Annotated in this window: 20 protein-coding genes; 7 read left to right on the top strand and 13 right to left on the bottom strand. The window is 64.6% G+C overall.

The annotated features are described in order from the left end of the window. Positions 1-51 precede the first annotated feature (51 nt). Positions 52-2187, top strand: a complete 2136-nt coding sequence (locus tag ACSQ27_RS03255; protein ID WP_436154049.1) for an acyl-CoA dehydrogenase — start codon at positions 52-54, stop codon at positions 2185-2187. A 9-nt stretch (positions 2188-2196) separates the two neighbouring features. Here ACSQ27_RS03255 and ACSQ27_RS03250 read toward each other — a convergent pair whose 3' ends face one another. From ACSQ27_RS03250 to lgt, 6 genes are all read right to left on the bottom strand, one after another. Then, positions 2197-3717, bottom strand: coding sequence for a malonate--CoA ligase (locus tag ACSQ27_RS03250; protein WP_436154048.1), 1521 nt, complete (start codon positions 3715-3717; stop codon positions 2197-2199). A gap of 3 nt (positions 3718-3720) precedes the next feature. Then, positions 3721-4533: an enoyl-CoA hydratase/isomerase family protein gene (locus ACSQ27_RS03245; RefSeq protein ID WP_436154047.1), complete on the bottom strand. Its 813-nt coding sequence runs from the start codon at positions 4531-4533 to the stop codon at positions 3721-3723. A gap of 7 nt (positions 4534-4540) precedes the next feature. Continuing rightward, on the bottom strand, positions 4541-5539 hold the full coding sequence (locus ACSQ27_RS03240) for a Bug family tripartite tricarboxylate transporter substrate binding protein (protein ID WP_436154046.1): 999 nt from the start codon (positions 5537-5539) through the stop codon (positions 4541-4543). Between the two features lie 100 nt (positions 5540-5639). Beyond that, complete coding sequence (locus ACSQ27_RS03235) at positions 5640-7103, bottom strand: malonyl-CoA decarboxylase domain-containing protein (RefSeq protein ID WP_436154045.1); 1464 nt, start codon at positions 7101-7103, stop codon at positions 5640-5642. Then, on the bottom strand, positions 7100-7768 hold the full coding sequence (locus ACSQ27_RS03230; protein WP_436154044.1) for a GntR family transcriptional regulator: 669 nt from the start codon (positions 7766-7768) through the stop codon (positions 7100-7102). Before ACSQ27_RS03230 ends, ACSQ27_RS03235 begins: the two co-directional genes overlap by 4 nt. Positions 7769-8050: 282 nt before the next feature. Continuing rightward, positions 8051-8866, bottom strand: coding sequence for a prolipoprotein diacylglyceryl transferase (gene lgt, locus ACSQ27_RS03225; RefSeq protein ID WP_436154043.1), 816 nt, complete (start codon positions 8864-8866; stop codon positions 8051-8053). 94 nt (positions 8867-8960) lie between these two features. Between lgt and ACSQ27_RS03220 the strand changes: the two genes are divergently transcribed. After that, on the top strand, positions 8961-9551 hold the full coding sequence (locus ACSQ27_RS03220) for a DUF4124 domain-containing protein (RefSeq protein ID WP_436154042.1): 591 nt from the start codon (positions 8961-8963) through the stop codon (positions 9549-9551). On the opposite strand, the gene ACSQ27_RS03215 is transcribed toward ACSQ27_RS03220, so the two are convergent. Next, positions 9529-10509, bottom strand: coding sequence for a LysR family transcriptional regulator (locus tag ACSQ27_RS03215; RefSeq protein WP_436154041.1), 981 nt, complete (start codon positions 10507-10509; stop codon positions 9529-9531). The two genes, ACSQ27_RS03220 and ACSQ27_RS03215, sit on opposite strands and share 23 nt — an antisense overlap. 132 nt (positions 10510-10641) lie before the next feature. Between ACSQ27_RS03215 and ilvD the strand changes: the two genes are divergently transcribed. Further along, complete coding sequence (gene ilvD / locus ACSQ27_RS03210) at positions 10642-12342, top strand: dihydroxy-acid dehydratase (protein WP_436154040.1); 1701 nt, start codon at positions 10642-10644, stop codon at positions 12340-12342. 146 nt (positions 12343-12488) lie between these two features. On the opposite strand, the gene ACSQ27_RS03205 is transcribed toward ilvD, so the two are convergent. After that, complete coding sequence (locus tag ACSQ27_RS03205) at positions 12489-12737, bottom strand: TIGR04438 family Trp-rich protein (protein WP_436154039.1); 249 nt, start codon at positions 12735-12737, stop codon at positions 12489-12491. A 126-nt stretch (positions 12738-12863) separates the two neighbouring features. Between ACSQ27_RS03205 and ACSQ27_RS03200 the strand changes: the two genes are divergently transcribed. Further along, the gene (locus ACSQ27_RS03200) at positions 12864-13178 is read left to right on the top strand and encodes a c-type cytochrome (protein WP_436154038.1); all 315 of its coding nucleotides are present in this window, start codon (positions 12864-12866) and stop codon (positions 13176-13178) included. Between the two features lie 61 nt (positions 13179-13239). On the opposite strand, the gene acs is transcribed toward ACSQ27_RS03200, so the two are convergent. Next, positions 13240-15237, bottom strand: coding sequence for an acetate--CoA ligase (acs, locus tag ACSQ27_RS03195; RefSeq protein ID WP_436154037.1), 1998 nt, complete (start codon positions 15235-15237; stop codon positions 13240-13242). A gap of 151 nt (positions 15238-15388) precedes the next feature. Here acs and ACSQ27_RS03190 point away from each other — a divergent pair, with 151 nt between their 5' ends. After that, positions 15389-16003, top strand: coding sequence for a YqhA family protein (locus ACSQ27_RS03190; RefSeq protein WP_436154036.1), 615 nt, complete (start codon positions 15389-15391; stop codon positions 16001-16003). A 20-nt stretch (positions 16004-16023) separates the two neighbouring features. Here ACSQ27_RS03190 and nhaA read toward each other — a convergent pair whose 3' ends face one another. Together nhaA and fumC are read right to left on the bottom strand one after the other, a co-directional pair. Continuing rightward, positions 16024-17217 carry a Na+/H+ antiporter NhaA gene (nhaA, locus tag ACSQ27_RS03185; RefSeq protein ID WP_436154035.1) on the bottom strand — a complete coding sequence of 398 codons (1194 nt, stop codon included), beginning with the start codon at positions 17215-17217 and terminating at the stop codon, positions 16024-16026. A 144-nt stretch (positions 17218-17361) separates the two neighbouring features. Further along, a complete protein-coding gene (gene fumC / locus ACSQ27_RS03180; RefSeq protein WP_436154034.1) occupies positions 17362-18759 on the bottom strand; it encodes a class II fumarate hydratase in 1398 nt (465 codons plus the stop codon). Positions 18760-18931: 172 nt separating this feature from the next. Here fumC and ACSQ27_RS03175 point away from each other — a divergent pair, with 172 nt between their 5' ends. Then, positions 18932-20482 carry a fumarate hydratase gene (locus tag ACSQ27_RS03175; protein WP_436154033.1) on the top strand — a complete coding sequence of 517 codons (1551 nt, stop codon included), beginning with the start codon at positions 18932-18934 and terminating at the stop codon, positions 20480-20482. Further along, a complete protein-coding gene (gene murI, locus ACSQ27_RS03170; RefSeq protein ID WP_436154032.1) occupies positions 20479-21273 on the top strand; it encodes a glutamate racemase in 795 nt (264 codons plus the stop codon). The genes ACSQ27_RS03175 and murI overlap by 4 nt, the downstream gene beginning before the upstream one ends. Positions 21274-21327: 54 nt before the next feature. Here murI and ACSQ27_RS03165 read toward each other — a convergent pair whose 3' ends face one another. Together ACSQ27_RS03165 and ACSQ27_RS03160 are read right to left on the bottom strand one after the other, a co-directional pair. Next, complete coding sequence (locus ACSQ27_RS03165; protein WP_436154031.1) at positions 21328-22323, bottom strand: Bug family tripartite tricarboxylate transporter substrate binding protein; 996 nt, start codon at positions 22321-22323, stop codon at positions 21328-21330. A 281-nt stretch (positions 22324-22604) separates the two neighbouring features. Then, positions 22605-23510 carry a LysR substrate-binding domain-containing protein gene (locus ACSQ27_RS03160; protein WP_436154030.1) on the bottom strand — a complete coding sequence of 302 codons (906 nt, stop codon included), beginning with the start codon at positions 23508-23510 and terminating at the stop codon, positions 22605-22607. Between the last annotated feature and the right edge of the window lie 11 nt (positions 23511-23521).

The raw sequence follows: 23521 nt of genomic DNA, 5'->3' as shown, positions 1-23521 counted from the left end.
CCCACGTACGCTTTTGGGACCAGTTTCACTCTCCTTTCCGAAAGATACCCCATGGGATTTGCCCACTGGCTAGGCCAGGCCGCCATGAAACCCTTTGCCCGGGCTTTGCCTGTGATGGGCGACACGGAGCGCGCCGCGCTGGAGGCCGGCACCGTCGGCTTCGAAGGCCGGCTGTTTTCAGGCCAACCCGATTTCGACGCCCTGCTGGCCGCCGGGCCCACTGTGCTCAGCGCCACCGAACAAGCCTTTCTGGACACGGAAGTCACCGCTCTGTGCTCCATGCTCGACGATTTCGCCATCGACCAGGCCGGCGACCTGCCCGCCGAGGTCTGGGCGTATATGCGCGAGCACCGCTTCTTCGGAATGATCATCCCCGAGGAGCACGGCGGGCTGGGTTTCAGCCACTACGCCCACGCCACCGTGGTCACGCGCATCGCCACCCTGAATATTTCCGCGGCCGTGACCGTCATGGTGCCCAACTCCCTGGGCCCTGCCGAGTTGCTGCTGCGCTACGGGACACCGGCGCAGAAGCAGCATTACCTGCCGCGCCTGGCCGACGGCCGCGACCTGCCCTGCTTCGGGCTGACCTCGCCCTATGCGGGCTCCGATGCGGCCTCCATCCCCGACAGCGGCGTGCTGGTCGAACGCGAGGTCGACGGCGCCATGGTGCGCGGCTTCAGCGTCAATTTTTCCAAGCGTTACATCACGCTGGCGCCGGTGGCCACCGTCGTCGGCCTGGCCTTCAACGCCATCGACGAAGGCCTGCCCGAAGGCCAACGCCAGCTGGGCATCACCTGCGCACTGATCCCGGTGCCGCAACCCGGCATGAACATCGGCAGGCGGCACAGGCCCATGGACGCTGCCTTCATGAACGGCCCCATCGAAGGCCGCGAAGTCTTCATCCCCATGGACTGGATCATAGGAGGCGAAGCCCGGGTCGGCCAAGGCTGGCGCATGCTGATGGAATGCCTGGCGGCAGGCCGCGCGATTTCGCTGCCGGCGCTGGGCTCGGCCATGCAGCAGACCGCGCTCTTCGTCGCCAACGGCTACGGCCAGGTGCGCGAGCAGTTCGGCCTTCCGATTGGCCGCTTCGATGCAATTGCCGGCGTGATCGCCGGGATGGCCTGCGAGCTTTACGCGACGGACGCCGCGCGCCGCTACACCGCCGCTGTGCTGGACAAGGGCGAGCAGCCCAGCGTGGCCAGCGCCATCCTGAAAGTGCACCTGACCGAAGCCGGCCGGCGGGCCGTCAACCACGGCATGGACATCCTGGGCGGCAAGGGCATCATCCAGGGCCCTTCCAACCTGCTGTCCGTGGCCTACCGCGGCGCGCCCATTGCCATCACCGTGGAAGGCGCCAACATCCTGACCCGCTCGCTGATTATTTTCGGCCAGGGCGCGGTGCGCTGCCATCCTTACGTGATGAAGGAAATGCAGGCCGTGCAGGACAAGGACGCCGAAGCGCTGGGCCAGGCCTTGATGGGCCATGGCGGGCACGTGCTGCGCAACTTCTGGCACAGCATCGCGGGCGCACCACTGCGGGGCACGCCGCCGGCGGGCCTGGAAAAGGAAGCCCGGCTGATCGCCCGCCTTAGCAGCCAGTACGCGCTCACCTGCGACCTGGCCATGGGCCTGCTGGGCGGCAAGCTCAAACGCATGGAGCTGCTGTCGGCCCGGCTGGGTGATGTGCTGGCCCACCTTTACATGGCCAGTGCCTGCGCGTGGCGCTACGCCGTCGAAAAGGACGGCGACATGCTGCCGGTGGCCAGGGCCGCGATCCGTGTGCAGCTCGACGAAGCCGGCAATGCGCTGGAAGCGCTCTACGCCAATTTCCCTTCGCCGCTGCGCCGTGTGGTGGGGGCCATGGTGCTTAACCGCAGCACCCGCCTGGCGCCGCTTCGGGATGTGCAGTTGCTGGAACTGGCGAAACTTCTTCGCACCCACCCTGCCCTCATGCGGCGCCTGGGCCCCGACCTGGCCACGCCGAGCAGCGGCGGTTTACGGGATTTGATGGATGCGCTGGACCTGGCGGCCCAGCTTGGGGAAGAAACCGTGGCGCTCAACAAGGCCGTGCGCGGCCGCCAGTCCATGGAACGCGCCGCGCAAGGCTCAAACCGGCCTGAGCTGGCGCTGGCCTACCTGCGCGCGGCGGACAAGGTGATTCAGGTCGACGACTTCGCGCCGTAGCACCTGCTCTTAAACGAACAAGCCCTTGTACTGCTCGCGCAGCAGATTCTTCTGCACCTTGCCCATGGTGTTGCGCGGCAGCTCGCTGACCACAAAGCACTGCTTGGGGATCTTGAAATTGGCCAGCCTGGACTTGAGTTCGCCCACGATCTGGCCGCCCTCCAGCGAAACGCCCGGCTTGGCGATCACCACGGCCACACCCACTTCGCCAAAATCCGGGTGCGGCACACCGACCAGGGCGCTTTCGGCCACGCCGGGCATGTCGTTGATGTAGCCCTCGATCTCCGCCGGGTAGACGTTGTAGCCGCCGCTGATGATCAGGTCCTTGCTGCGGCCCACGATGACGATGTAGCCCCGCTCGTCGATCTTGCCGACGTCGCCGGTTTTGAAGTAGCCGTCGGCCGTGAATTCTTCTTTCGTTTTTTCCGGCATGCGCCAGTAGCCCTTGAAGACGTTGGGGCCCTTGACCTGGATGCCGCCTATCTCGCCGGCCGGCAGGGATTTGCCGTCCTCGCCCTGCACACGCAAGCTGACGCCGGGCAGCGCAAAACCCACGGTACCGCCGCGCCGCTCGGCGCCCTGGTAGGGGTTGGAGGTCAGCATCACGGTTTCGGACATGCCGTAGCGCTCCAGAATCGTGTGGCCGGTGCGTTCCTTCCATTCGTTGAAGGTTTCGATCAGCAAGGGCGCTGAGCCCGCGACGAAGAGCCGCATGTTGCGGCAGGCTTCGCGGGTCAGGCCAGCCTCGGCCAGCAGGCGCACGTAGAGCGTGGGCACGCCCATGAACACCGTGGCCTCGGGCAATTTTTGCACCACCAGCTTGGGGTCAAACTTCGAGAGCCAGATCATCTTGCTGCCGTTGATCAGCGCGCCGTGGATGGCGACAAACAGGCCGTGCACGTGAAAGATCGGCAAGGCATGGATCAGCACGTCGCCCTTCTTCCAGCCCCAATAGTCTTTCAGCACCAGCGCGTTGCTCAGCATGTTGCCGTGCGTCAGCATGGCACCCTTGCTGCGGCCGGTGGTGCCGCTGGTGTAGAGGATGGCGGCCAGGTCGTCGGCCTGGCGTGCCACGGCCTCATGCTTGTCGCTGCAGTGCGCGGCGCGGTCCAGCAGCGAGCCGGTGCGGTCGTCGTCGAGCGTGAAGACGTTCTGCGTGCCGGCCTTGAAGGCGATCTTGCTGACCCAGCCGAAGTTCTTGCTGCTGCACACCATCACGGAGGGCTCGGCATTTCCGATGAAGTATTCGATCTCGGCGCTCTGGTAAGCCGTGTTGAGCGGCAAAAACACATAGCCGGCGCGCAGGGTCGCCAGGTAAAGCATCATGGCTTCCACCGACTTTTCGACCTGCACCGCCACGCGGGCCCCCGGGGGAAGGCCCAGCGAAGCCAGCAGGTTGGCCATCATCGCGGTGCCGCGTTCGAGGTCGCGCCATGAATAGCGCAGGCCGTTGTCGGTTTCGACGGCGGTTTCATCGAGCGATGAGGGAAAGGCGGCCCGCAGCGCCGCAAACAGGTTATGGTTTTTCATGGATCAGGCTGTCGGTGGTGTGGATGCAGGGGCCCGGCCGTCGAATCGGGGCGGGCGTTTTTCAGTAAAGGCCGTGACACCCTCCCGGTGTTCGGGCGATGCGGCGTAGCGGTAGGCACTCGCGGTCAAATCAGTCACGGCTTGAGCGTTGCCGGCTTCGGCCAGGGCCCTGAAGGCCTGCTTGTTCAGCCGCGCCGCGCCAGGCGCCAGGGCGGCGGCGCTCGCCGCACAGGCCAGGGCCGCTGCGCCCGCCTCATGGGCCGGCGCCACCTGGTTGAGAAAGCCGCGCTGCTTCATCTCGGCGGCACCCAGCACGGCGGCCGACAGCAGCATTTCGCGGGCAGTCAGCTCGCCCGCCGCGCGCATCACCAACGCGGCCTCGCGCGGCGCCATCGGAAAACCGAGCTTGGCGATGGGTGCGCCGAACTTGGCCGTATCGCCGGCGATGCGCAGGTCGCAGCAGCTGGCAATTTCCAGGCCGGCGCCCATGCAGTTGCCGTCGACCTGCGCGACCATGGGGACGTCGCAATCCAGCATGGCTTGCAGTCCGCCCCACACGTCCTTCTCGTGAAACTCGCGCAGGGCGGCTTCTTCAAACCGGAAACCGGCGTATTCGGAAATGTCGCCTCCCGCGCAAAAGTGCCCGCCCTCGCCCCGCACCAGCACGCAACGCAAGCCATTGCTCTGCTGGATACGCTCAAACACCGCACGCAACTCGCGCCACATGGCGCGGCTCATGGCATTGAGCTTGCCGGGGTGGGACAGGGTCACAAAGGCCAGGGAGTCTTTCACCTCCAGCAAAACGGCTCCGGTCATCAAGCGGTCATTCGAGTTTGGCGCCGGAGGCTTTCACCACGGCAGACCAGCGCTTGACCTCGCTGCTCACGAACGTGCCGAACTGCTGGGGCGTGAGGTTGCCGAAGTCGGCGCCGTTGTTGGCCCAGATGGCCTTGAGCTCGTCGCTGGCGGCGGCCTTGCGCAGGTCTTCGACGATGCGCGCCTGCACGTCGGCCGGCGTACCTTTGGGCGCCCACATGCCGTACCAGGTGGTCACGGTGTAGTCGGGCAGGCCCAGCTCACCGGCGCAGGGCACGTCCGGGAAGGCCGGGTTGCGCTTGGTGCCGGCCACCATCAGCGCCTTGATGCGCCCGCCCTTGATGTGATTGGCCGAGGAACCCAGGCCGTCAAACATCATGTCGACGTTGCCCGCGATCAAGTCCTGCAGGGCGGGGCCCGCGCCGCGGTAGGGAATGTGCGTGATGAAGGTCTTGGTCTGCTGCTTGAACAGCTCGCCTGCCAAATGGTGCGAGGTGCCCGCGCCGGCGGAGCCGTAGTTGTACTTGCCCGGCGACTTGCGCACGGTGTCGATATAGGCCTTGAAATCGGCAAAAGGCATGTTTCGGGGGTTGACCACCAGCACCTGCGGCACATTGGCCATCAGGGCCAGCGGCACAAAGTCTTTTTCGATGTCGTAGTCGAGCTTGGGGTACATCGAAGGCGCGATGGTGTGGTGCACCGCGCCCATGAACAGCGTGTAGCCGTCTGGCTGGGCCTTGGCCGCGATACTGGCGCCCAGGGTGCCGCCGGCGCCGCCGCGGTTGTCGATGATGAGCTGCTTGCCGGTCAGTTTGGCGAACTGTGCGGACAAGGGCCGGGCGAAAGCATCCGTGCCGCCGCCGGCCGGGAAGGGCACGATGACCGTCACCGGCTTGGTCGGCCAGCCAGACTGGGCGTGGCTGCCAAAGGACAGTGTCGCGGCGCCGGCGGCCGCGGCGCGCAGAATGTCGCGCCGGGAGGCCCGGGCGTGAAAGCTGAAGGTCATTGTTGTCTCCTGTCGTTGTTGAACCTAGAAAAAGCACACCGGAGGTTCAAGGGCGATGCACTCCAACCTGCCGCTACCCAAACCCATCTTAAGTACGCATTCAAATGTACAAATCTTCTATGTCTCCTGACACGGGGATTTCCCCCTGTGCCAGCTGCGCGCGGTGCCTGTCCAGGCGCTTGAGGTCATAGAGGTAATTCACCATCAGGCCGTACGATTGCTTGAGGCCCTTGGGCGTCGGATCGCCGGCCCAGTTGATGCGCTCCACGCGCGCGCCGTTGCCCAGGTGAAAACGCGCCACCGGATCCAGCGGTTTTCCCTCTTCCATCGTCCTTCCAAGGTAGTGGGCCGCGCAGTGCAACAGCATTTTCCGCACCGGTGATTTCTCGCCCAGCGACAGTGGGTCTTCAGCTGCCGTGAGCAGATGTCCGGCACCGGGCGGCTCGAAGCCGACGGCCCTGCCCAGCGCGCTGCGCTCCTTGTCGCCCAGCTTTTCCAGCATGGCCGCGGCATTTTTTCCCAGCCAGCTGCGAAAGCCCGGAATCGGCGACAGTGTGGCGAAGGTCTTGAGCTTGGGAAACTCTTCCTTCAGGCTTTCGACCACCCGCTTGATCAGCGAATCGCCGAAGCTCACGCCGCGCAGGCCGGCCTGGGTGTTGCTGATGGAATAAAAAATCGCGGTGGTGGCACGGCTCAGGTCGGAAGGCGCGGCCAATTCGTCAAGCAGCGGCATGATGTCGCCCGCAATGCGCTCGACCATGGCGACCTCCACAAAGATCAGCGGCACCTCGGGGAGCCTCGGGTGGAAAAAGCCGTAGCAGCGCCGGTCGCTGTCGAGCCGGTTCTTCACGTCGGCCCAGCCCTTGATGTCGTGCACCGCCTCGTACTTGATGAGTTTTTCGATCAGCGAAGCCGGCGAGTCCCAGGTGATGCGGCGCAGGTCGAGAAAGCCCACGTCGAACCAGGTGGAGAACATGTACTCCATCTCGACGTCCAGCGCCAGCAGGCGTTTGTCGGCCTTGAGGCTGGGCTGCATCTCGGCCCGCATGTCGACCAGGAACTGGATGCCGCCCGGATAGACGCTGAAGCGCTGCAGCAGGCGCCGGCGCGGCGACACCGTGGCGCGCCGATAGCGCACCTCGGCCACCGCCTCTTCGGGTGTGCCGACCGCGGCCGCGAACTGCGCCTGCGCGGCCTTGACCTTTTGCGGATTGGCGACGAACTGCTCGCTCATGAGCATCCACAGGTCGCGCCGGCGCGCAGTGGTGGCGCCCTCGTACCAGGCCGCAATGGCCATGGCGCGGCGTCCGCCCTCGACCTCGCTCACGCGCGGGTCGATGATGGCCTGCAGTTCCTGCAAGGTGCGGCGCAACACACGCGGCGACAGTGCCTCGTCCTTTTGGCTCAGTGTGGCTTGCAGCCGCTCATGGGTGCTGCGCGCGGGCAGCGCTGCACTTGCCGCCGCTTTTTTGCCGCCCGCCTGTGCCGGCACCGCGGATGCACCGGCTTTGTCGCTCGCGGTGAAGCGCGAGACGTTGCGGGAGAGCCAGTCGGCGGCGCTCATGACGCCACCCTGGAGCGCTGGTTGCGGGCCAGGTCGCGCAGCGCTTCCCGCTGGCGCGTCAGGTGCGTGCGCATGGCCGCTTCCGCACCTTCGCTGTCGCGGCTCTTGAGGGCGGCGAACACCGTCATGTGCTCCGACAGGCTTTGCGCCAGCCGGCCCGGCGCATGCAGCTGCTGCAGCCGCGCGAGCTTGAGGATCTTGCGCAGGTCGGCGATGGCCTGGGCCAGCCAGCGGTTGTCGGCCAGCAGGATGATGGCCTCATGGATCGCGAAGTTGGTGGCGTAGTAATCGTTGATGCGGCCGGCGGCCGCGTGGCTGTTCAGCCGTTCGTGCAGATTGGTCAGCGCCACGAGGTCGGCATCGGTGGCGTTGCGCGCCGCCTCATAGGCGCAGCGCCCTTCCAGCAGTGCGATCACCGGGAAGATGTCGTCAAGGTCTTTCTCGGTCACCTCGTTGACGAAGCAGCCGCGGCGCGGCTCATGGCGCAGCAGCCCTTCCGAAGTCAGCACCTTGAGCGCCTCGCGCAGCGGCGTGCGCGAGATTTCCAGGCGCTCGCACAGCGCGACCTCGTCCAGAAAGCTTCCGGGCGCCAGCTGGCCCGCGAAGATCTGCTCGCGCAGGGTGTCGGCGACCTCCTGGTGCAGTGAACTCTGGACAAGACGCATGGCATTGACCCTTTGGCTGACCTGATCCGCCGGTGTGACGGAACCCTTGCAGAACACCTACATTACCGCAGGTGGATCGAACCCAATCGAGCGGTAATTTCAAGTAATTACGTGTAATTATGAAAAACAATGCCTTTCGAATCAAGAGGGGTGTGCCTGAAAACGACAGGGAGAAACCCTAGCGGGTACTGCGGCACCACGCTGGTGCCAGGCCTCACAAGAACAGCTCGAACGGGCCGGAGACCGGAATCAAATCCCGCCGGGGACGGCTTGGCACGCCTCTCAGGCTGGCTCAGCCTGCTTTGTCGCCCATATCCACAACCAGGCGCCGCCAACAATCATGGGAACGCACAGCCATTGGCCCATGCTCATGCCCAGGGCGAGGATGCCGAGGAATTCGTCCGGCTCGCGGAAAAACTCGGCGATGAAGCGGAACACTCCATATCCCAGCAGGAAGGCGCCGGAGACCTGGCCGGTCTTGCGCGGCTTGCGCGCGTATAGCCACAGCAGCACGAAGAGCAGCAGGCCCTCCATCAAGAACTGGTAGACCTGCGACGGGTGCCGCGGCAGCGGAGATCCGCTGCCTGGAAACACCATGCCCCACGGCAAGGCCGGGTCGCTGAAACGCCCCCACAGTTCACCATTGATGAAATTACCGACACGCCCCGCCGCCAGCCCTGTGGGCACGCAAGGCGCCACAAAATCCATCACCTGCAGCCAGGGGCGTTGGCGCGAGCGCGCAAACCACCATTGCGAAGCCAGCACACCCAACATGCCACCATGAAAGCTCATGCCGCCCTGCCACACAAAAAAGATCTCCAGCGGATGCGTGAGGTAGTAGCCCGGCTTGTAAAAAAGGCAATACCCGAGCCGCCCACCCACCACCACCCCCATGACGCCCAGGAACAGCATGTCCTCGATATCCCTGCGCGACCAGGCCCCTGGACCGGTAATGGAGGCAAAAGGCTGGTGCCTCAACCGCCTTGTGGCCAGAAAGAAAAACAGCCCAAAGGCCGCCAGGTAGGTCAGGCCGTACCAGTGGATGCCAAGCGGGCCGAGTTGCAGCGCGACGGGATTGATTTGCGGGTGGATAAGCATGGGCGGTATTTTGCACGCAAGCCTCGTAGGAAAGGGCTTACGAGCAAGCCGCGCTGGTTTAGACTCCGGCCAACACCCCTGACGGACCCCGACCATGCGCCGCTCTTTCCGCCCTGCCCTTGCCGCGAGCCTGCTGGGCCTGCTCTTCATACAGCACGCCACCGCACAGGTATACCAATGCCTCGATGCGAGCGGCAAAAAAGTGTTTTCCCAAACGCCTTGCGCGGCCCAGGGTGGCAATAACGAAAAGCTCATCATGCAGGCGCCCGCGAGATCCACCGAGACCGCAGCGCAGGCCGGCGGCATGCCTGTCACGGGCAAGCCGGGCACGCTCTATGGCGGCGGCGCAGCAGCAGCACCCAAGGACTGGGCGGCGGAAAACGCGGCGGCGAATGCGCGAGCAGCGGCCGCTGAACAATCCGCCGGCGCATCGCGCCAGGCCATGCCCTCTGCGCTGGGCGGCCTGCGCAAAGGCGGTACCCAGGCGCAGGCCTCCGACAAACAGATCATTGCCAATTGCGAAGCCAACCACGGCGCGCGCTGCGGCAGCGCCGGCGAAATTGCCCAGCGCAGGATGGAGCAACGCCAACTCACCGCGTCGGAGAGACAGCAGCAGCAAAGCGCGGTGGCGGCGCGCCGGCAACGCGAACAGGACGAGGCCTTTAACCGCTTTCAGCGTCGATAAAAGCCATGAAACGCGCCAGTGCCGGATTGGCATTGGCGACCGGCCAGACCAGGCTGGTCTCGCAGCCGGGCACCACTACAGAAGCGCCTCGCGCGCCACCACGCGCGGAAGGCCTGCCGGCAGGCACGCTGCGGTACACCACGCCCGGCCGCTGAAACTGCCGCACGCTCTCGGGAACCCATGCCACGCCGAGGCCGGCGGATACCAGGTTCACGATGGTCTGCATCTGGATGGCCTCCTGGGCCACCCGCGGCAGGCGGCCCGAGGCGTGGTACATCGCAAAAATCGCGTCATAAAGCGACGGCAGGATGCGCCGCGGAAAAATCACCAGGGGTTGGTCCAAGAGGTCCGAAACAGTGAGCGCCGTCTGGCTTGCCAGCGCGCTTTGCCCAGGCACGGCGAGCACCAGCGGATCCTGGCTGATGCGCCGGTTCGCCAGGCCGGGCGGGGCGAAACCGGGGGAATGCAGCATGAAGCCCGCATCGATCTCGCCGCGTTCAAAGGCCTGCAACTGCACGTCGCCGGTCGCCTCTATCAATTCCAGTTGCACCTTGGGGTAGTGCTCGCGAAAGGCCAGCACCCAGCGCGGCAGCAGGTCAAATCCCACCGTGGAGACAAAGGCCAGCCGCAGCCGCCCGGCCTCGCCGTCGGCGCTGGCACGCGCATAGGCTGGCAGGGCCAGGGCACGCGCCAGCAGGTCGCGCGCCTCGGGCACCAGGGCGGCGCCCGCCGCCGTGAGCCGCACGCTGCGCTTGGTGCGGTCGAACAGCCTGACGCCCAGCAAGGCCTCCAGCTGCGCGATGGCCTGCGTGAGGGGCGGCTGGGTCATGTTCAGGCCCTGGGCCGCGCGGCCGAAGTGGAGTTCCTCGGCCACGGCCAGGAACTGGCGCCACAGGCGCAGCTCAACCAGGGGCGGCTTGCGGGCAGCGGCATCCACAGTATGGAGGGCATCTTTCATATGCCATACATATTAATAGATCACAAATAATGGATTGGAAAGAATCAGTCAAAGCACGCATACTCTGCTTTTCCGACAACACCCCGGGGAGCGTGCAAAGGCCAACCCCGGCAGCAACCCACGAGACACGCCATGAACACCAAGACCGTCAACATCGTCCCCAACCCCCGCAGCAGAAACATCACCGAGGGCAAATCGCGCGCGCCCAACCGTTCCATGTACTACGCCATGGGCTACGAGGCCGACGACTTCAAGAAGCCGATGATCGGCGTGGCCAACGGCCACAGCACCATCACGCCCTGCAACAGCGGCCTGCAAAAACTGGCGGACGCGGCGATTGCCGGCATCGAGGAAGCCGGCGGCAACGCGCAGGTCTTCGGCACGCCGACGATTTCCGACGGCATGGCCATGGGCACCGAAGGCATGAAGTATTCGCTGGTGAGCCGCGAAGTGATCTCGGACTGCATCGAAACCTGCGTGCAGGGCCAGTGGATGGACGGCGTGCTGGTGGTCGGCGGCTGCGACAAAAACATGCCGGGCGGCCTGATGGGCATGCTGCGCGCCAATGTGCCGGCGATTTACGTCTACGGCGGCACCATCCTGCCCGGCAGCTACAAGGGCAAGGACCTCAACATCGTCAGCGTGTTTGAGGCCGTGGGCGAGAACGCCGCCGGCCGCATGAGCGACGAAGACCTGCTGCAGATCGAGCGCCGCGCCATTCCCGGCACCGGCAGCTGCGGCGGCATGTACACGGCCAACACCATGTCCAGCGCCTTCGAGGCGCTCGGCATTTCGCTGCCCTACTCCAGCACCATGGCCAATCCGCACGACGAAAAAATGAACTCGGCCAAGGAATCGGCCAAGGTCCTGGTTGAAGCCATCAAGAAAGACATCAAGCCGCGCGACATCGTCACCAAGAAAGCGATTGAAAACGCGGTCGCCGTGATCATGGCGACCGGGGGCTCCACCAACGCCGTGCTGCATTTCCTGGCGATAGCCCACACGGCCGGCGTCGAATGGACGATTGACGACTTCGAGCGCGTGCGCCAGCGCACGCCGGTGCTGTGCGACCTCAAGCCCTCTGGCAAATACCTCGCCGTCGACCTGCACCGCGCCGGCGGCATTCCCCAGGTCATGAAGACGCTGCTGGCCGCAGGCCTGCTGCACGGCGACTGCCTGACGATCTCCGGCCAGACCATCGCCGAGACGCTCAAGGACGTGCCCGCGGTCCCACGCGCCGACCAGGACGTGATCCGCCCCATCGACAAACCCATGTACGCCCAGGGCCACCTGGCCATCCTCAAGGGCAACCTCTCGCCCGAGGGCTGCGTCGCCAAGATCACCGGCCTGAAGAACCCGGTCATGACCGGCCCGGCGCGCGTGTTCGACGATGAGCAGTCGGCCCTGGCCGCGATCCTGGCCGGCAAGATCAAGGCCGGCGACGTGATGGTGCTGCGCTACCTCGGCCCCAAGGGCGGCCCCGGCATGCCTGAGATGCTGGCCCCCACCGGCGCGCTGATAGGCGCCGGCCTGGGCGAAAGCGTAGGCCTGATCACCGACGGCCGTTTCTCCGGCGGCACCTGGGGCATGGTGGTCGGCCACGTCGCGCCCGAAGCGGCAGCCGGCGGCAACATCGCCTTTATCCATGAAGGCGACTCCATCACCATCGACTCCAAACAACTGCTGCTGCAGCTGAACATCAGCGATGAAGAACTGGCAAAACGCAAAGTCGGCTGGAAGGCCCCGGCGCCGCGCTATACACGCGGCGTGCAGGCCAAGTTCGCCTTCAATGCCTCCAGCGCCAGCAAGGGGGCGGTGCTGGACGACTATTGAGTCGCTGATTCCGGTCCGCTGAAACGGCAAGAGCCCGTGAAGTTACAGACTTCACGGGCTCTTTGCTTTGGGACTCCACGACTTTGACGCAAGGCGGATAGATTGGATGGCGTAACCTGACTATAAGGACTTGGCGCTGCGCAAGCTTACTTTTTCCGCTTCTTGGCCGACAGCATGCCCATGGCTTCGCGCTGCTTTTCGATGCGGTCATCCTTGCGCTTGGCCATCTTGTCGACCTCCTTGCGCTTGGTGTAACCCGATGCGTCGGCCCAGGCCCACCAGGCGACGGCCATGGCAAAGGGTGACAGCACGATGAACCAGCTCCATGTGGCAACCGGGCCGATCTCCAGATATTTCAGCGCCAACCCGACAATGCCAAGCAATAAAAAATACATGTTTCTCTCCTGAAAATATCGACCCGAGCCAAGGGGTATCCCCTTGAAACAAGGGTCAACCGGCACCACTACAATCACGTTAATTGACTGTAACCGAATCCACAACTTCCCCCACGAGGACAATCCATGAAACGCATTCTTTCAGCAATCGCTTTTGTGACCGCGGGTTTTGCCGTAGCTACGCCCGCTCTGGCCGACCTGCAACTGGCCACAGCCAAGAACTGCATGGCCTGCCATGCGGTCGACAAGAAGCTGGTGGGGCCTTCCTACAAAGATGTCGCCGCCAAGTACGCCGGCCAGAAAGACGCCGCCGACAAGCTGGCCGCCAAAATCATCAAGGGGGGTTCGGGTGTCTGGGGCCCCGTGCCCATGCCCGCCAATGCGCAGGTCAACCCCGAAGAAGCCAAGAAGCTGGCGGCCTGGGTCCTGGCAACCAAATAAGCGGCTCACCCATCACAAAAAAAGCCCGTCATTGACGGGCTTTTTTTATGCCTGATTCAGTTCACTGTTTTTCAGACAGCTGCTCCAAGATCGCAGGATTCTCAAGTGTCGACGTATCTTGCGTGATGGCTTCGCCCTTGGCGATGCCGCGCAGCAGGCGGCGCATGATCTTGCCGCTGCGTGTCTTGGGCAGGTTGTCGCCGAAGCGGATGTCCTTGGGTTTGGCGATGGGGCCGATTTCCTTGCCGACCCAGTCGCGCAGCTCCTTGGCGATCGCCTTGGCCTCTTCGCCTGTAGGGCGTGAGCGCTTGAGCACCACGAAGGCCACGATGGCCTCGCCGGTCAAATCGTCGGGCCTGCCCACGACGGCGGCCTCGGCCACCAGCGCGGAGTGCGCCACCAGTGCCGATTCGATTTCCATGGTCCCCATGCGGTGGCCCGAGACGTTGAGCACGTCGTCGATGCGTCCGGTGATGCGGAAGTAGCCGTTCTCGGCATTGCGCACCGCGCCGTCGCCGGCCAGGTAAATCGTACCGCCCATTTCCTCGGGGAAATAACTCTTCTTGAAACGATCCGGGTCATTCCAGATGGTGCGGATCATGGATGGCCAGGGGCGTTTGACGACCAGCATGCCGCCGGAGCCGTTGGGCAGGTCCTTGCCGGTCTCGTCGACGATGGCGGTCATGATGCCGGGCAGCGGCAAGGTACAGCTGCCGGGCACCAGCGGCGTGGCGCCTGGCAGCGGCGTGATCATGTGGCCGCCGGTCTCGGTTTGCCAGAAGGTGTCCACGATGGGGCAGCGCTCGCCGCCCACGTTCTTGTAGTACCACATCCAGGCTTCGGGGTTGATGGGCTCGCCGACCGAGCCCAGGATGCGCAGGCTGCTGAGGTCCGAGCGCGCCGGGTGCACCTTCTCATCGCCCTCAGCGGCTTTGATCAACGAACGGATGGCCGTGGGTGCCGTGTAGAAAATCGTGACCTTGTGCTTTTCGATCATCTGCCAGAAGCGGCCGGCGTTCGGGAAGGTCGGGATGCCCTCGAAAATGATCTGCGTCGCGCCGGCCGCCAGCGGGCCGTAGGCCACATAGGTATGGCCGGTGATCCAGCCGATGTCGGCCGTGCACCAGAACACGTCGGCGGGCTGGATGTCGAAGGTCCAGTCCATCGTGAGCTTGGCCCAGAGCAGGTAGCCGCCCGTGCTGTGCTGCACGCCCTTGGGCTTGCCGGTCGAGCCCGAGGTGTAAAGAATGAAGAGCGGGTGCTCGGCGCCGACAAATTCAGGCTCGCACACCGGCGCCGCCTTGGCCGTGATCTCGTGCATCAGACTGTCGCGCCCGGCCACCATGTTGCAGGCTGTTGCGGTGCGCTGATAGACGATCACGTTCTTGATCGATTCGCAGCCGCCCATGGCGATGCCTTCATCGACGATGGCCTTGAGCGGCAGTTCCTTGCCGCCGCGCAGCTGGTAGTTGGCCGTGATGACGGCTACCGCACCGGCGTCCTGGATGCGCTCCTGCAAGCTTTTGGCCGAGAAACCGCCGAACACCACCGAATGCGTGGCGCCTATCCGCGCGCAAGCCTGCATGGCGATAACGCCCTCGACCGTCATCGGCATGTAGATGATGACGCGGTCGCCCTTCTTGATGCCCGCGCCCTTGAGCGCGCTGGCGAACTGGCTGACCCTGGCGTGCAGTTCCTTGTAGGTGACGTTGGTGACCTTGCCGTCATCGCTTTCGAAAATGATGGCTTTCTTGTTCTCGGTCGGCGTGCCCAGGTGGCGGTCCAGGCAGTTGTACGAGGCGTTGAGCTCGCCGTCGGCGAACCACTTGTAAAACGGCGCGCTGGATTCGTCCAGCGTCTGGGTGAACGGTTTTTTCCAGCTGAGGTTTTCGCGCGCCAGCCGGGCCCAGAAACCTTCGAAATCCTTTTCAGCTTCGGCGCACAGGGCCTGGTAGGCCGGCATGCCGGAAACGCGCGCGGCCTTCACCGTGGCGGGAGCAGGCGGGAAAATGCGATTTTCAACCAGGGTCGATTCGATCGCGGAATTGGGGGCGCTCATTGTTGATGTCTCCTGTTTGTCACTGAATGCGTGGTACTGTCTTCTGCCGCACTTACAAGCCACTGACTGGCTTGAACCTTACAAACTCCTCAAATTCCGGGGATAGCCAGCCTCCCCTCTACAATGCCGCAAACCCCCAGCTTACGCCATCATGACTGAACCTACTCAAGCTACTCCCCCCGGCAAAATCTCCCCGCTCCGCCCCCTGCCCAACCTGATTTTCGCCAGCCGCTGGCTGCAGCTGCCGCTGTACCTCGGCCTGATCGCCGCACAGGCGGTCTACGTGGTGCACTTCCTGGTGGAACTGTGGCACCTGATCGAAGCCGCCTTCGGCAGCCAGACCGCCCTGCAGTCGCTGATCACCAGCATTGGCTACAAGACCGCCATACCGGTCGTGACGCTCAATGAGACGGTCATCATGCTGGTGGTGCTGGCCCTGATCGACGTGGTCATGATCTCCAACCTGCTGATCATGGTGATCGTGGGCGGCTACGAGACCTTTGTGAGCCGGATGAACCTGGAAGGCCACCGCGACCAGCCCGAATGGCTGAGCCACGTGAACGCCTCGGTGCTGAAAGTGAAACTGGCCACGGCCATCATCGGCATCAGCTCCATCCACCTGCTGAAAACCTTCATCAACGCCGACAACTACACCGACAAGGTCCTGATCGCGCAGACGGTGATCCACATCACCTTCCTGCTGTCGGCCATTGCCATCGCCTACACCGACAAGATCATGTCGGGCATCGCCGCGCAAAAGCACTGAGCTGGCGGCGCCCGGGCGGGTCAGCCCGGCGCCTTTTCGGTAGCACCGGTGCGCAGCAGCATCAGCGCCCCCAGCACCCCCGACACCAAGGAGCCGCACAGCACACCCAGCTTGAGTTGCGTCTCGTATGCCGCATCCTGGCCCGCAAATGCGAGCGCACCGATAAACAGGCTCATGGTGAAACCGACGCCGCACAGCAGGCAGACACCGAAAAATTGACTCCAGCCGGCCCCGGCAGGCAGGCGCGCGCCGGCAAAACGGATCAGCAGCCATGAAGCGCCAAACACCCCGACCGCCTTGCCCACCAGCAGGCCGGCCGTGATCCCCAGAGGCACGCTCTGCAACAGCGTTCCCATCGTCACTCCCTGCAATGACACGCCCGCGTTGGCGAACGCGAACATGGGCAACACGGCAAAAGCCACCCAGGGGTGCAGCGCATGCTCAGCCGCCTTGAGCGGCGAGCCGCCCTTGCCGTCCGACAGGGGAATGGCCAGCGCTGTCACAACGCCCGCCAGCGTGGCATGAATCCCCGACTTGTAAACAAACAGCCAGATCACCAGTCCCACCGCCACGTAAGGCCCTATCGCCATGACTTTCGCCCGGTTAAAGGCCAGCAGAACCAGCCCGCCCAGCCCCGCGGCCAGCAATGCGGTGAGCGACAAGGCCTCGGTGTAAAAGAAGGCAATGATCAGAATGGCGCCCAGGTCGTCGATGATGGCGACGGCTGTTAAAAACACCTTGAGCGAAGCCGGCACGCGGCTGCCCAGCAGGACCAGGATGCCCAGCGCGAAGGCAATGTCCGTCGCCGCCGGAATCGCCCAGCCGCGCATGGCGACAGGGTCGCCGGCGTTGATGGCCATGTAGATCAGGGCCGGCGCCACCATGCCGCCCAGCGCGGCGCCTGCCGGCAACAAGGCCTGGCTGCGCGAAGCCAGTTCGCCCTCCAGCAGCTCCCGCTTGATCTCCAGCCCCACCAGGAAGAAAAATACCGCCATCCACAGGTCATTGACCCAGTGCAGCAAGGACTTGGAAAGCACCAGCAGGTCGCCGCCTACACGCAGCTCACCCGGCAGTTGCACAAACCGGTTGTAAACCTCACTCCAGGGCGAGTTGCTGACCACCAGCGCCAGCACGGCCGCCAGCGCCAGCACCACGCCCGAAAGCGACTGCGAATGGATGAACTGGTTGAGGGTGCGGTGGACAAATTTGAGCATGGCCCATTGTCCCAGAGACACGGAACGACGACCGCCCTCTTCCCTCACCAGTGGGGGCCGCGGAACTGGCTTCGCCAGGCCGCAGGCGCCGCCCCCTGCAAGGGGGGAACAGGCTACACGAAGTGAGCCTGGACGGGGGTGAACTTACTTTCCGACCATGTTCCCCGGAACCACCCATTCGTCAAACTGCTCACCCGTGACGTGGCCCGAAGCCAAAGCCGCATCGCGCAGGCTGCTGCCTTCCTTGTGCGCTTTTTTGGCGATGAAAGCGGCCTTGTCATAGCCGATGTGGGTGTTCAGTGCCGTCACCAGCATCAAGGAGCGGTCCACCAGTTCGGTGATGCGTTCACGGTTCGGCTCTATGCCCACGGCACAGTGGTCGTTGAAGCTCACCATGCCGTCGGCCAGCAGGCGCACGCTCTGCAGGAAGTTGTGCGCCACCATGGGGCGGAACACATTGAGTTCGAAGTTACCCGAGGCACCGCCGAAATTGATGGCCACGTCGTTGCCGAACACCTGGGCCGCGAGCATGGTGACGGCTTCGCTCTGCGTCGGGTTGACCTTGCCCGGCATGATGGACGAGCCGGGCTCGTTCTCGGGAATGCTGAGTTCGCCGATGCCGCTGCGCGGGCCGCTGGCCAGCCAGCGCACGTCGTTGGCGATTTTCATCATGCTGGCCGCCAGGGTCTTGAGCGCGCCGTGCGCGTGCACCAGGCCGTCCACCGAGGCCAGCGCCTCGAACTTGTTGGGCGCCGTGACGAAGGGCAGGCCCGTGAGCGCCGCCAGCTCGGCCGCCACCTGTTCGGCATAACCCTTGGGCGCATTCAGGCCGGTACCCACGGCGGTGCCGCCCAGCGCCAGCTCGTACAGGTGCGGCAAGGCGGCGCGCACGTGCTTGTCGCCGTGGTCCAGTTGCGCGACATAGCCCGAAAACTCCTGGCCCAGGGTCAGCGGCGTAGCGTCCTGCAGGTGGGTGCGGCCTATCTTGACGATGCCGTCGAAGTCTTTGGCCTTTTTCGCCAGCGTGGCACGCAGCCTGGCGATGGCCGGCAGCAGCTTGTGGGTCAGCGCCTCCACGGCGGCCACGTGCATGGCCGTCGGGAACACGTCGTTGGACGACTGGCTGCGGTTGACGTCGTCGTTGGGATGCACCAGCCGGCCTTCACCGCGCTCGCCGCCCAGGATTTCGCTGGCGCGGTTGGCCAGCACCTCGTTGACGTTCATATTGGTCTGCGTGCCCGAGCCGGTCTGCCAGACCACCAGCGGGAATTCGTCCGCGTGCCGGCCCGCAATCACCTCGTCGGCGGCGGCCACGATGGCTTTGGTTTTTTTCTCGTCCTGCAGGCCCAGCGCGTGGTTGACCTTGGCGGAAGAGCGCTTGACCTGGGCCAGCGCCTTGATGATCTCGCGCGGCTGCTGCTCGCCCGAGATGTCGAAGTTCTGCAGCGAGCGCTGCGTCTGCGCGCCCCAGAGTTTGCCGGAGGGTACTTCGATGGGGCCGAAGGTATCGCGCTCGGTGCGCGTGCTGCTGCTTGTCGTCATGGAATGTCCTGCGCTGTCAAAAAAGAAGGGGAAAGCCGAAGTATGACGGCAAACAAGAAGGGTTCTCATCTAAGGGGTTTTGCCAAAAGCCGCCGGCCGGCCCCCGGTGCCGAGGGCGGATAATTACGGGGTTTGCCCGAAATCCCCTAAAACGACGATCCCCCACCCCACCATGACCACGATCAAGCAAGCCGACCTCATCGAGTCCGTAGCCGCCGCGCTGCAGTACATCAGCTACTACCACCCCACCGACTACATCGCCCACCTGGCGCGCGCCTACGAGCGCGAGCAAAGCCCCGCCGCCAAGGACGCGATCGCGCAGATCCTCACCAACAGCAAGATGAGCGCCACCGGCCAGCGCCCCATCTGCCAGGACACCGGCATCGTCAACGTGTTCCTCAAGGTCGGCATGGACGTGCGCTGGGAAGGCTTCAGCGGAAGCCTTGACGACGCCATCAACGAAGGCGTGCGCCGCGGCTACAACCATCCCGACAACACCTTGCGCGCCTCGGTCGTCGCCGACCCGCAGTTCGACCGCAAGAACACCAAGGACAACACACCCGCCGTGATCTTCACCGAGCTGGTGCCCGGCGACAAGGTCGACGTCACCGTGGCCGCGAAAGGCGGCGGCAGCGAAAACAAGAGCAAGATGGTGATGCTCAACCCCGGCGACTCGGTGGTCGACTGGGTGCTGAAAACCGTACCCACCATGGGCGCCGGCTGGTGCCCTCCCGGCATGCTGGGCATAGGCATAGGCGGCACCGCCGAAAAAGCCGTGCTCATGGCCAAGGAAAGCCTGATGGACGACCTCGACATGTACGAGCTGCAGGCCAGGTCGTCCTCCGGCGCCAAACTGAGCAAGACCGAAGAGCTGCGCCTGGAGCTGTTCGAAAAAGTCAACGCGCTGGGCATAGGCGCGCAGGGCCTGGGCGGCCTCACCACCGTGCTCGACATCAAGATCAAGATGTACCCCACGCACGCGGCCAGCAAGCCCGTCGCGATGATTCCCAACTGCGCCGCCACGCGCCACGCCCACTTCGTGATGGACGGCAGCGGCCCGGTCTACCTGGACCCGCCTTCGCTGGACCTGTGGCCCAATGTGAACTGGGCGCCTGACTACAACAAGAGCAAAAAGGTCGACCTCAACACGCTCACCAAAGAAGAGGTCGCCAGCTGGAAACCCAGCCAGACCCTGCTGCTCAGCGGCAAGATGCTGACCGGCCGCGACGCCGCGCACAAGCGCATCAAGGACATGCTGGCCAAGGGTGAAAAGCTGCCGGTGGATTTCACCAACCGGGTCATCTACTACGTCGGCCCGGTCGATCCGGTGCGCGACGAAGCCGTAGGTCCGGCCGGCCCGACCACCTCCACCCGCATGGACGGCTTCACGGAAATGATGCTGGCCGAGACCGGCCTGATCTCGATGATCGGCAAGTCCGAGCGCGGCCCGGTGGCGATCGAAGCCATCAAAAAACACAAAAGCGCTTACCTGATGGCCGTCGGCGGCGCCGCCTACCTGGTCAGCAAGGCCATCAAGACCGCCAAGGTGGTGGGCTTCGCCGACCTGGGCATGGAAGCGATCTACGAATTCGACGTGGTCGACATGCCGGTCACCGTCGCCGTCGATGCGGGCGGCACCAGCGCGCACATCACCGGCCCGGCCGAGTGGCAGAAGAAGATTGCCACCGGCGAGTTCAAGAACATTCCTGTCGCCGCAGCGTGACCGGAGGCCAGGTCGACGCAGCGCGGCCGGTTGGCGTGTTTGACAGTGGCGTGGGCGGCCTCAGCATCCTCAAGGCGTTGCGGGCACAACTGCCCGCCGAGGCCTTCGTCTACCTGGCCGACGCGGGATTCGCGCCCTATGGTGAGCGCGGCGACGCTTTTGTCATTGAGCGCACGCGCGCCGTCGTGCGCAAACTGCGCGACGAGCATGCCATCAAGGCGCTGGTGATCGCCTGCAACACCGCGACGGCGGCCGCCGTCCATCTTGTGCGAACCGAGCACCCCGACCTGCCGCTGGTCGGCGTCGAGCCGGCGCTCAAGCCGGCCGTCGCCTTGAGCAAGACGGGCCGCATCGGCGTGATGGCGACGCGCGGCACGGTGGCCAGCAGCAAGCTGCGCGCCTTGCACGACTCGCTGAAAGGCCAGGCGGAATTCATCCTGCAGCCCTGTGACGGCCTTGCCGATGCGATCCAGAACCATGATGCCGCGCGCATCCGCGCCTTGTGCGCGCAGTACACGCAGGCCATAGGCCCATTCGGCAAGCAAGCCGGGCAGGTCGACACCCTGGTGCTGGGCTGCACGCATTACGCGTTCGCGTGGGACACACTGCAGGCGCTGGTTCCCGACGTCAGCCTGATCGAAACCGGCGAGCCGGTCGCGCGGCAGACGCACCGCTTGCTCCAGGCCGCCGGGCAGTTGCAGCCGGGCGAGGTGCCCGGCCGCGTGACCCTGCTGACGACGGGCTCACAAGAAGCGCTGGAAGCGGCCGCGCAACGCTGGCTGAACCTCTGACACCGGATTCAATCGCCAGCGCCTGAGGCTCATCAGATCAAGTTCCGATCCGGCTTATTGCGGTTTCAGTCCCACGTTGCGCGCCAGGGTGCGCCAACGCTCGGACTCAGCCCGGAGGAAGCCGCGCAGCTGGTCGCGCGAGGTGCCTTTCATTTCCACACCCAGGGCGGACATGCGCTCCACCACCTTGAGGTCCGACATGGCGGTGAGGAGTTCCAGGCGAAGCCGCTCGGTAACTTCAAGCGGCGTGGTTGCCGGAGCCACCAGCGCCCACCACTGGGCGACGTCCATGTTCTTGAGGCCGAGTTCCGTCATCGTCGGCAGGGAACGCAGGATGGGGACATCGGAGCGCTTGCGGCCCGTCACCGCCAGTGCCTTGACCTTGCCGGCGGCCATCAGGCTGGAACCGGTCGCCAGCGTGGCGAAGTAGGAAGACACCTGGCCGGCAGCCAGGTCCACCATGGCCGGCGCGCCGCCGCGGTAAGGCACCATGTTGAACTTGATTTTGGTTTCCTGCGAAAACAGCTCACCCACCAGGTGGCTGATGGAGCCGGTGCCGCTGTTCGCCATGGCGGGCGGCCCGCCCTTGGTGGTCGAGGCGGTTTTCAGGAAAGTCTTGAAGTCGGCGTTTTCAGGGCCCATGCCGGTGAACAGCACCATGGGCGAGGTGCCCACCAGCGTGATCGGCGTGAAGTCGCGCAGCATGTCGTAAGGCAGGTTGGCGACAACCGCGGGCGCATACACATGGGACAGCTCGACGATCGCCAGGGTGTAGCCGTCGGGCGCCGACTTGGCGGCCTGGTCAATGCCGACGTGGCCCGCGCCGCCCGGCTTGTTGTCGACGATCACGGGTTGCTTCAGTCCTTCGCTCAGGCGCTGCGCGAGCACGCGGGTAATGGCGTCGGTGCTGCCGCCCGTTGCCCAGGGAACAATGATCTTGATCGGCTTGTCGGGATAGGCGGCCCATGCGGGTGAGGCGCCGAGCGCCAGGGTGGCCGCGGAACCAGCAAGCAGGGTGCGCCGCTTGATGGGAAACGATGAGACAGACATGAACTCTCCTTGCATTTGTTCTCAGATACGCTGCAACCCCGACCCAATGCCGGGCATCGTCAACGAGCGGCAAGCGTAACCTTGAACCATGAAAGCAGCGCATTCGCGTGCGAGTTCTGCGCACTCATGTGGCTTGTGTCCAACATTTTGTTACGGCACTTTCTTCGAGATCTTATGGCCGTCGTTGATTCACGCACGCGCGTTCTCTGGAAGTAAGTAGAAAGTCGACAAGGTGCGACCAGGTATGAACACCTCGGCCATATGCCCTTGCAAACCAGGTGTCAGATTCCCCTGCCCGGAGGCCACGCCGGGGCTGCCGGGTCCGCCGCGTTGCGGATCAAACCGAGGTTGGCCTTGAGCATGTCGAACACCTTGCGCGTGACCGGGTTGATGACGTTGCGGCGAATAAAAAGGTAATAGTCGAGGTCGGGCAAGCGAGGCAAGCCATCGGTTTCGCCGAGCACACGCAGGTCACTGCCCGCCGTCTCGATGCCGCGTGCCGTCACGCCCAGCCCTGCTCGCAGCGCTGCCTTGATGCCGATCAGGCTGGAGGCGGTGTAGCTGGGCGTCCACGGAATGCCGGCGGCGTCCAGCGCCTCGCGCGCCAGCCGGTGGAACACGCTGGGGCCTTCCACCAGGATCAGCGGAACCGGTTTGCCGCGGTCGTGCACATAACTCGCCGAGCACAGCCACACCGTGGGCGAGGTACGCAGCACCACGCCGTCCAGCCCCGGGTCGTTGCGGTTGGAGATGGTCATGTCGATCTCGCCGCGCTTGAGCGACTCCATCAGGAAGGGACTGCGCCCCACGTGGATGTCGAGCTGCAGCAGCGGCGAGACGCGCGCCACCTGCGCCAGCAAGGTCGGCAGCATATTGTCGGCGACGTCGTGCGGCGCCCCTATGCGCAGCACGCCCTCGAGGTTGCCCTGCTGCAGGCTGCGCAGCGCATCGTCATTGATGGCCAGCAGGTGGCGCGCATAGTCGAGCAGCTTGTGGCCGTGCGGCGTCAGCCGCTTGCTGCGGCCGTGTTTTTCAAACAGCGGGTGGCCGATCTGGTCCTCCAGGCGCTGCATCTGCTGCGTCACCGCCGACTGTGTCTTGCCCAGCTGGACGGCAGCGCCGACAAAGCTGTCCTGCTCGTCAATGGCGACCAGGGACCTCAGCAATTCCAGGTCAAGGGTTTTCATGTGAGGGCCTC

This window comes from Polaromonas sp. LjRoot131, assembly GCF_964252805.1.
Taxonomy (GTDB): Bacteria; Pseudomonadota; Gammaproteobacteria; order Burkholderiales; family Burkholderiaceae_C; genus Polaromonas.
Note: the sequence above shows the minus strand (reverse complement) of the source record. Positions and strands in the feature narration are given on the sequence as shown.

What these genes read in the sequence shown, in the direction of transcription:
- ACSQ27_RS03200 (WP_436154038.1), top strand. Translation starts at nt 12,864, where the DNA reads ATGAAACGCATTCTTTCAGCAATCGCTTTTGTGACCGCGGGTTTTGCC.
- ACSQ27_RS03240 (WP_436154046.1), bottom strand. Translation starts at nt 5,539, where the DNA reads ATGACCTTCAGCTTTCACGCCCGGGCCTCCCGGCGCGACATTCTGCGC.
- ACSQ27_RS03160 (WP_436154030.1), bottom strand. Translation starts at nt 23,510, where the DNA reads ATGAAAACCCTTGACCTGGAATTGCTGAGGTCCCTGGTCGCCATTGAC.
- fumC (WP_436154034.1), bottom strand. Translation starts at nt 18,759, where the DNA reads ATGACGACAAGCAGCAGCACGCGCACCGAGCGCGATACCTTCGGCCCC.
- ACSQ27_RS03255 (WP_436154049.1), top strand. Translation starts at nt 52, where the DNA reads ATGGGATTTGCCCACTGGCTAGGCCAGGCCGCCATGAAACCCTTTGCC.
- nhaA (WP_436154035.1), bottom strand. Translation starts at nt 17,217, where the DNA reads ATGCTCAAATTTGTCCACCGCACCCTCAACCAGTTCATCCATTCGCAG.
- ACSQ27_RS03190 (WP_436154036.1), top strand. Translation starts at nt 15,389, where the DNA reads ATGACTGAACCTACTCAAGCTACTCCCCCCGGCAAAATCTCCCCGCTC.
- ACSQ27_RS03245 (WP_436154047.1), bottom strand. Translation starts at nt 4,533, where the DNA reads ATGACCGGAGCCGTTTTGCTGGAGGTGAAAGACTCCCTGGCCTTTGTG.
- ACSQ27_RS03165 (WP_436154031.1), bottom strand. Translation starts at nt 22,323, where the DNA reads ATGTCTGTCTCATCGTTTCCCATCAAGCGGCGCACCCTGCTTGCTGGT.
- ACSQ27_RS03250 (WP_436154048.1), bottom strand. Translation starts at nt 3,717, where the DNA reads ATGAAAAACCATAACCTGTTTGCGGCGCTGCGGGCCGCCTTTCCCTCA.
- ACSQ27_RS03175 (WP_436154033.1), top strand. Translation starts at nt 18,932, where the DNA reads ATGACCACGATCAAGCAAGCCGACCTCATCGAGTCCGTAGCCGCCGCG.
- ACSQ27_RS03235 (WP_436154045.1), bottom strand. Translation starts at nt 7,103, where the DNA reads ATGAGCGCCGCCGACTGGCTCTCCCGCAACGTCTCGCGCTTCACCGCG.
- ACSQ27_RS03220 (WP_436154042.1), top strand. Translation starts at nt 8,961, where the DNA reads ATGCGCCGCTCTTTCCGCCCTGCCCTTGCCGCGAGCCTGCTGGGCCTG.
- ACSQ27_RS03205 (WP_436154039.1), bottom strand. Translation starts at nt 12,737, where the DNA reads ATGTATTTTTTATTGCTTGGCATTGTCGGGTTGGCGCTGAAATATCTG.
- ACSQ27_RS03215 (WP_436154041.1), bottom strand. Translation starts at nt 10,509, where the DNA reads ATGAAAGATGCCCTCCATACTGTGGATGCCGCTGCCCGCAAGCCGCCC.
- ACSQ27_RS03230 (WP_436154044.1), bottom strand. Translation starts at nt 7,768, where the DNA reads ATGCGTCTTGTCCAGAGTTCACTGCACCAGGAGGTCGCCGACACCCTG.
- ilvD (WP_436154040.1), top strand. Translation starts at nt 10,642, where the DNA reads ATGAACACCAAGACCGTCAACATCGTCCCCAACCCCCGCAGCAGAAAC.
- lgt (WP_436154043.1), bottom strand. Translation starts at nt 8,866, where the DNA reads ATGCTTATCCACCCGCAAATCAATCCCGTCGCGCTGCAACTCGGCCCG.
- acs (WP_436154037.1), bottom strand. Translation starts at nt 15,237, where the DNA reads ATGAGCGCCCCCAATTCCGCGATCGAATCGACCCTGGTTGAAAATCGC.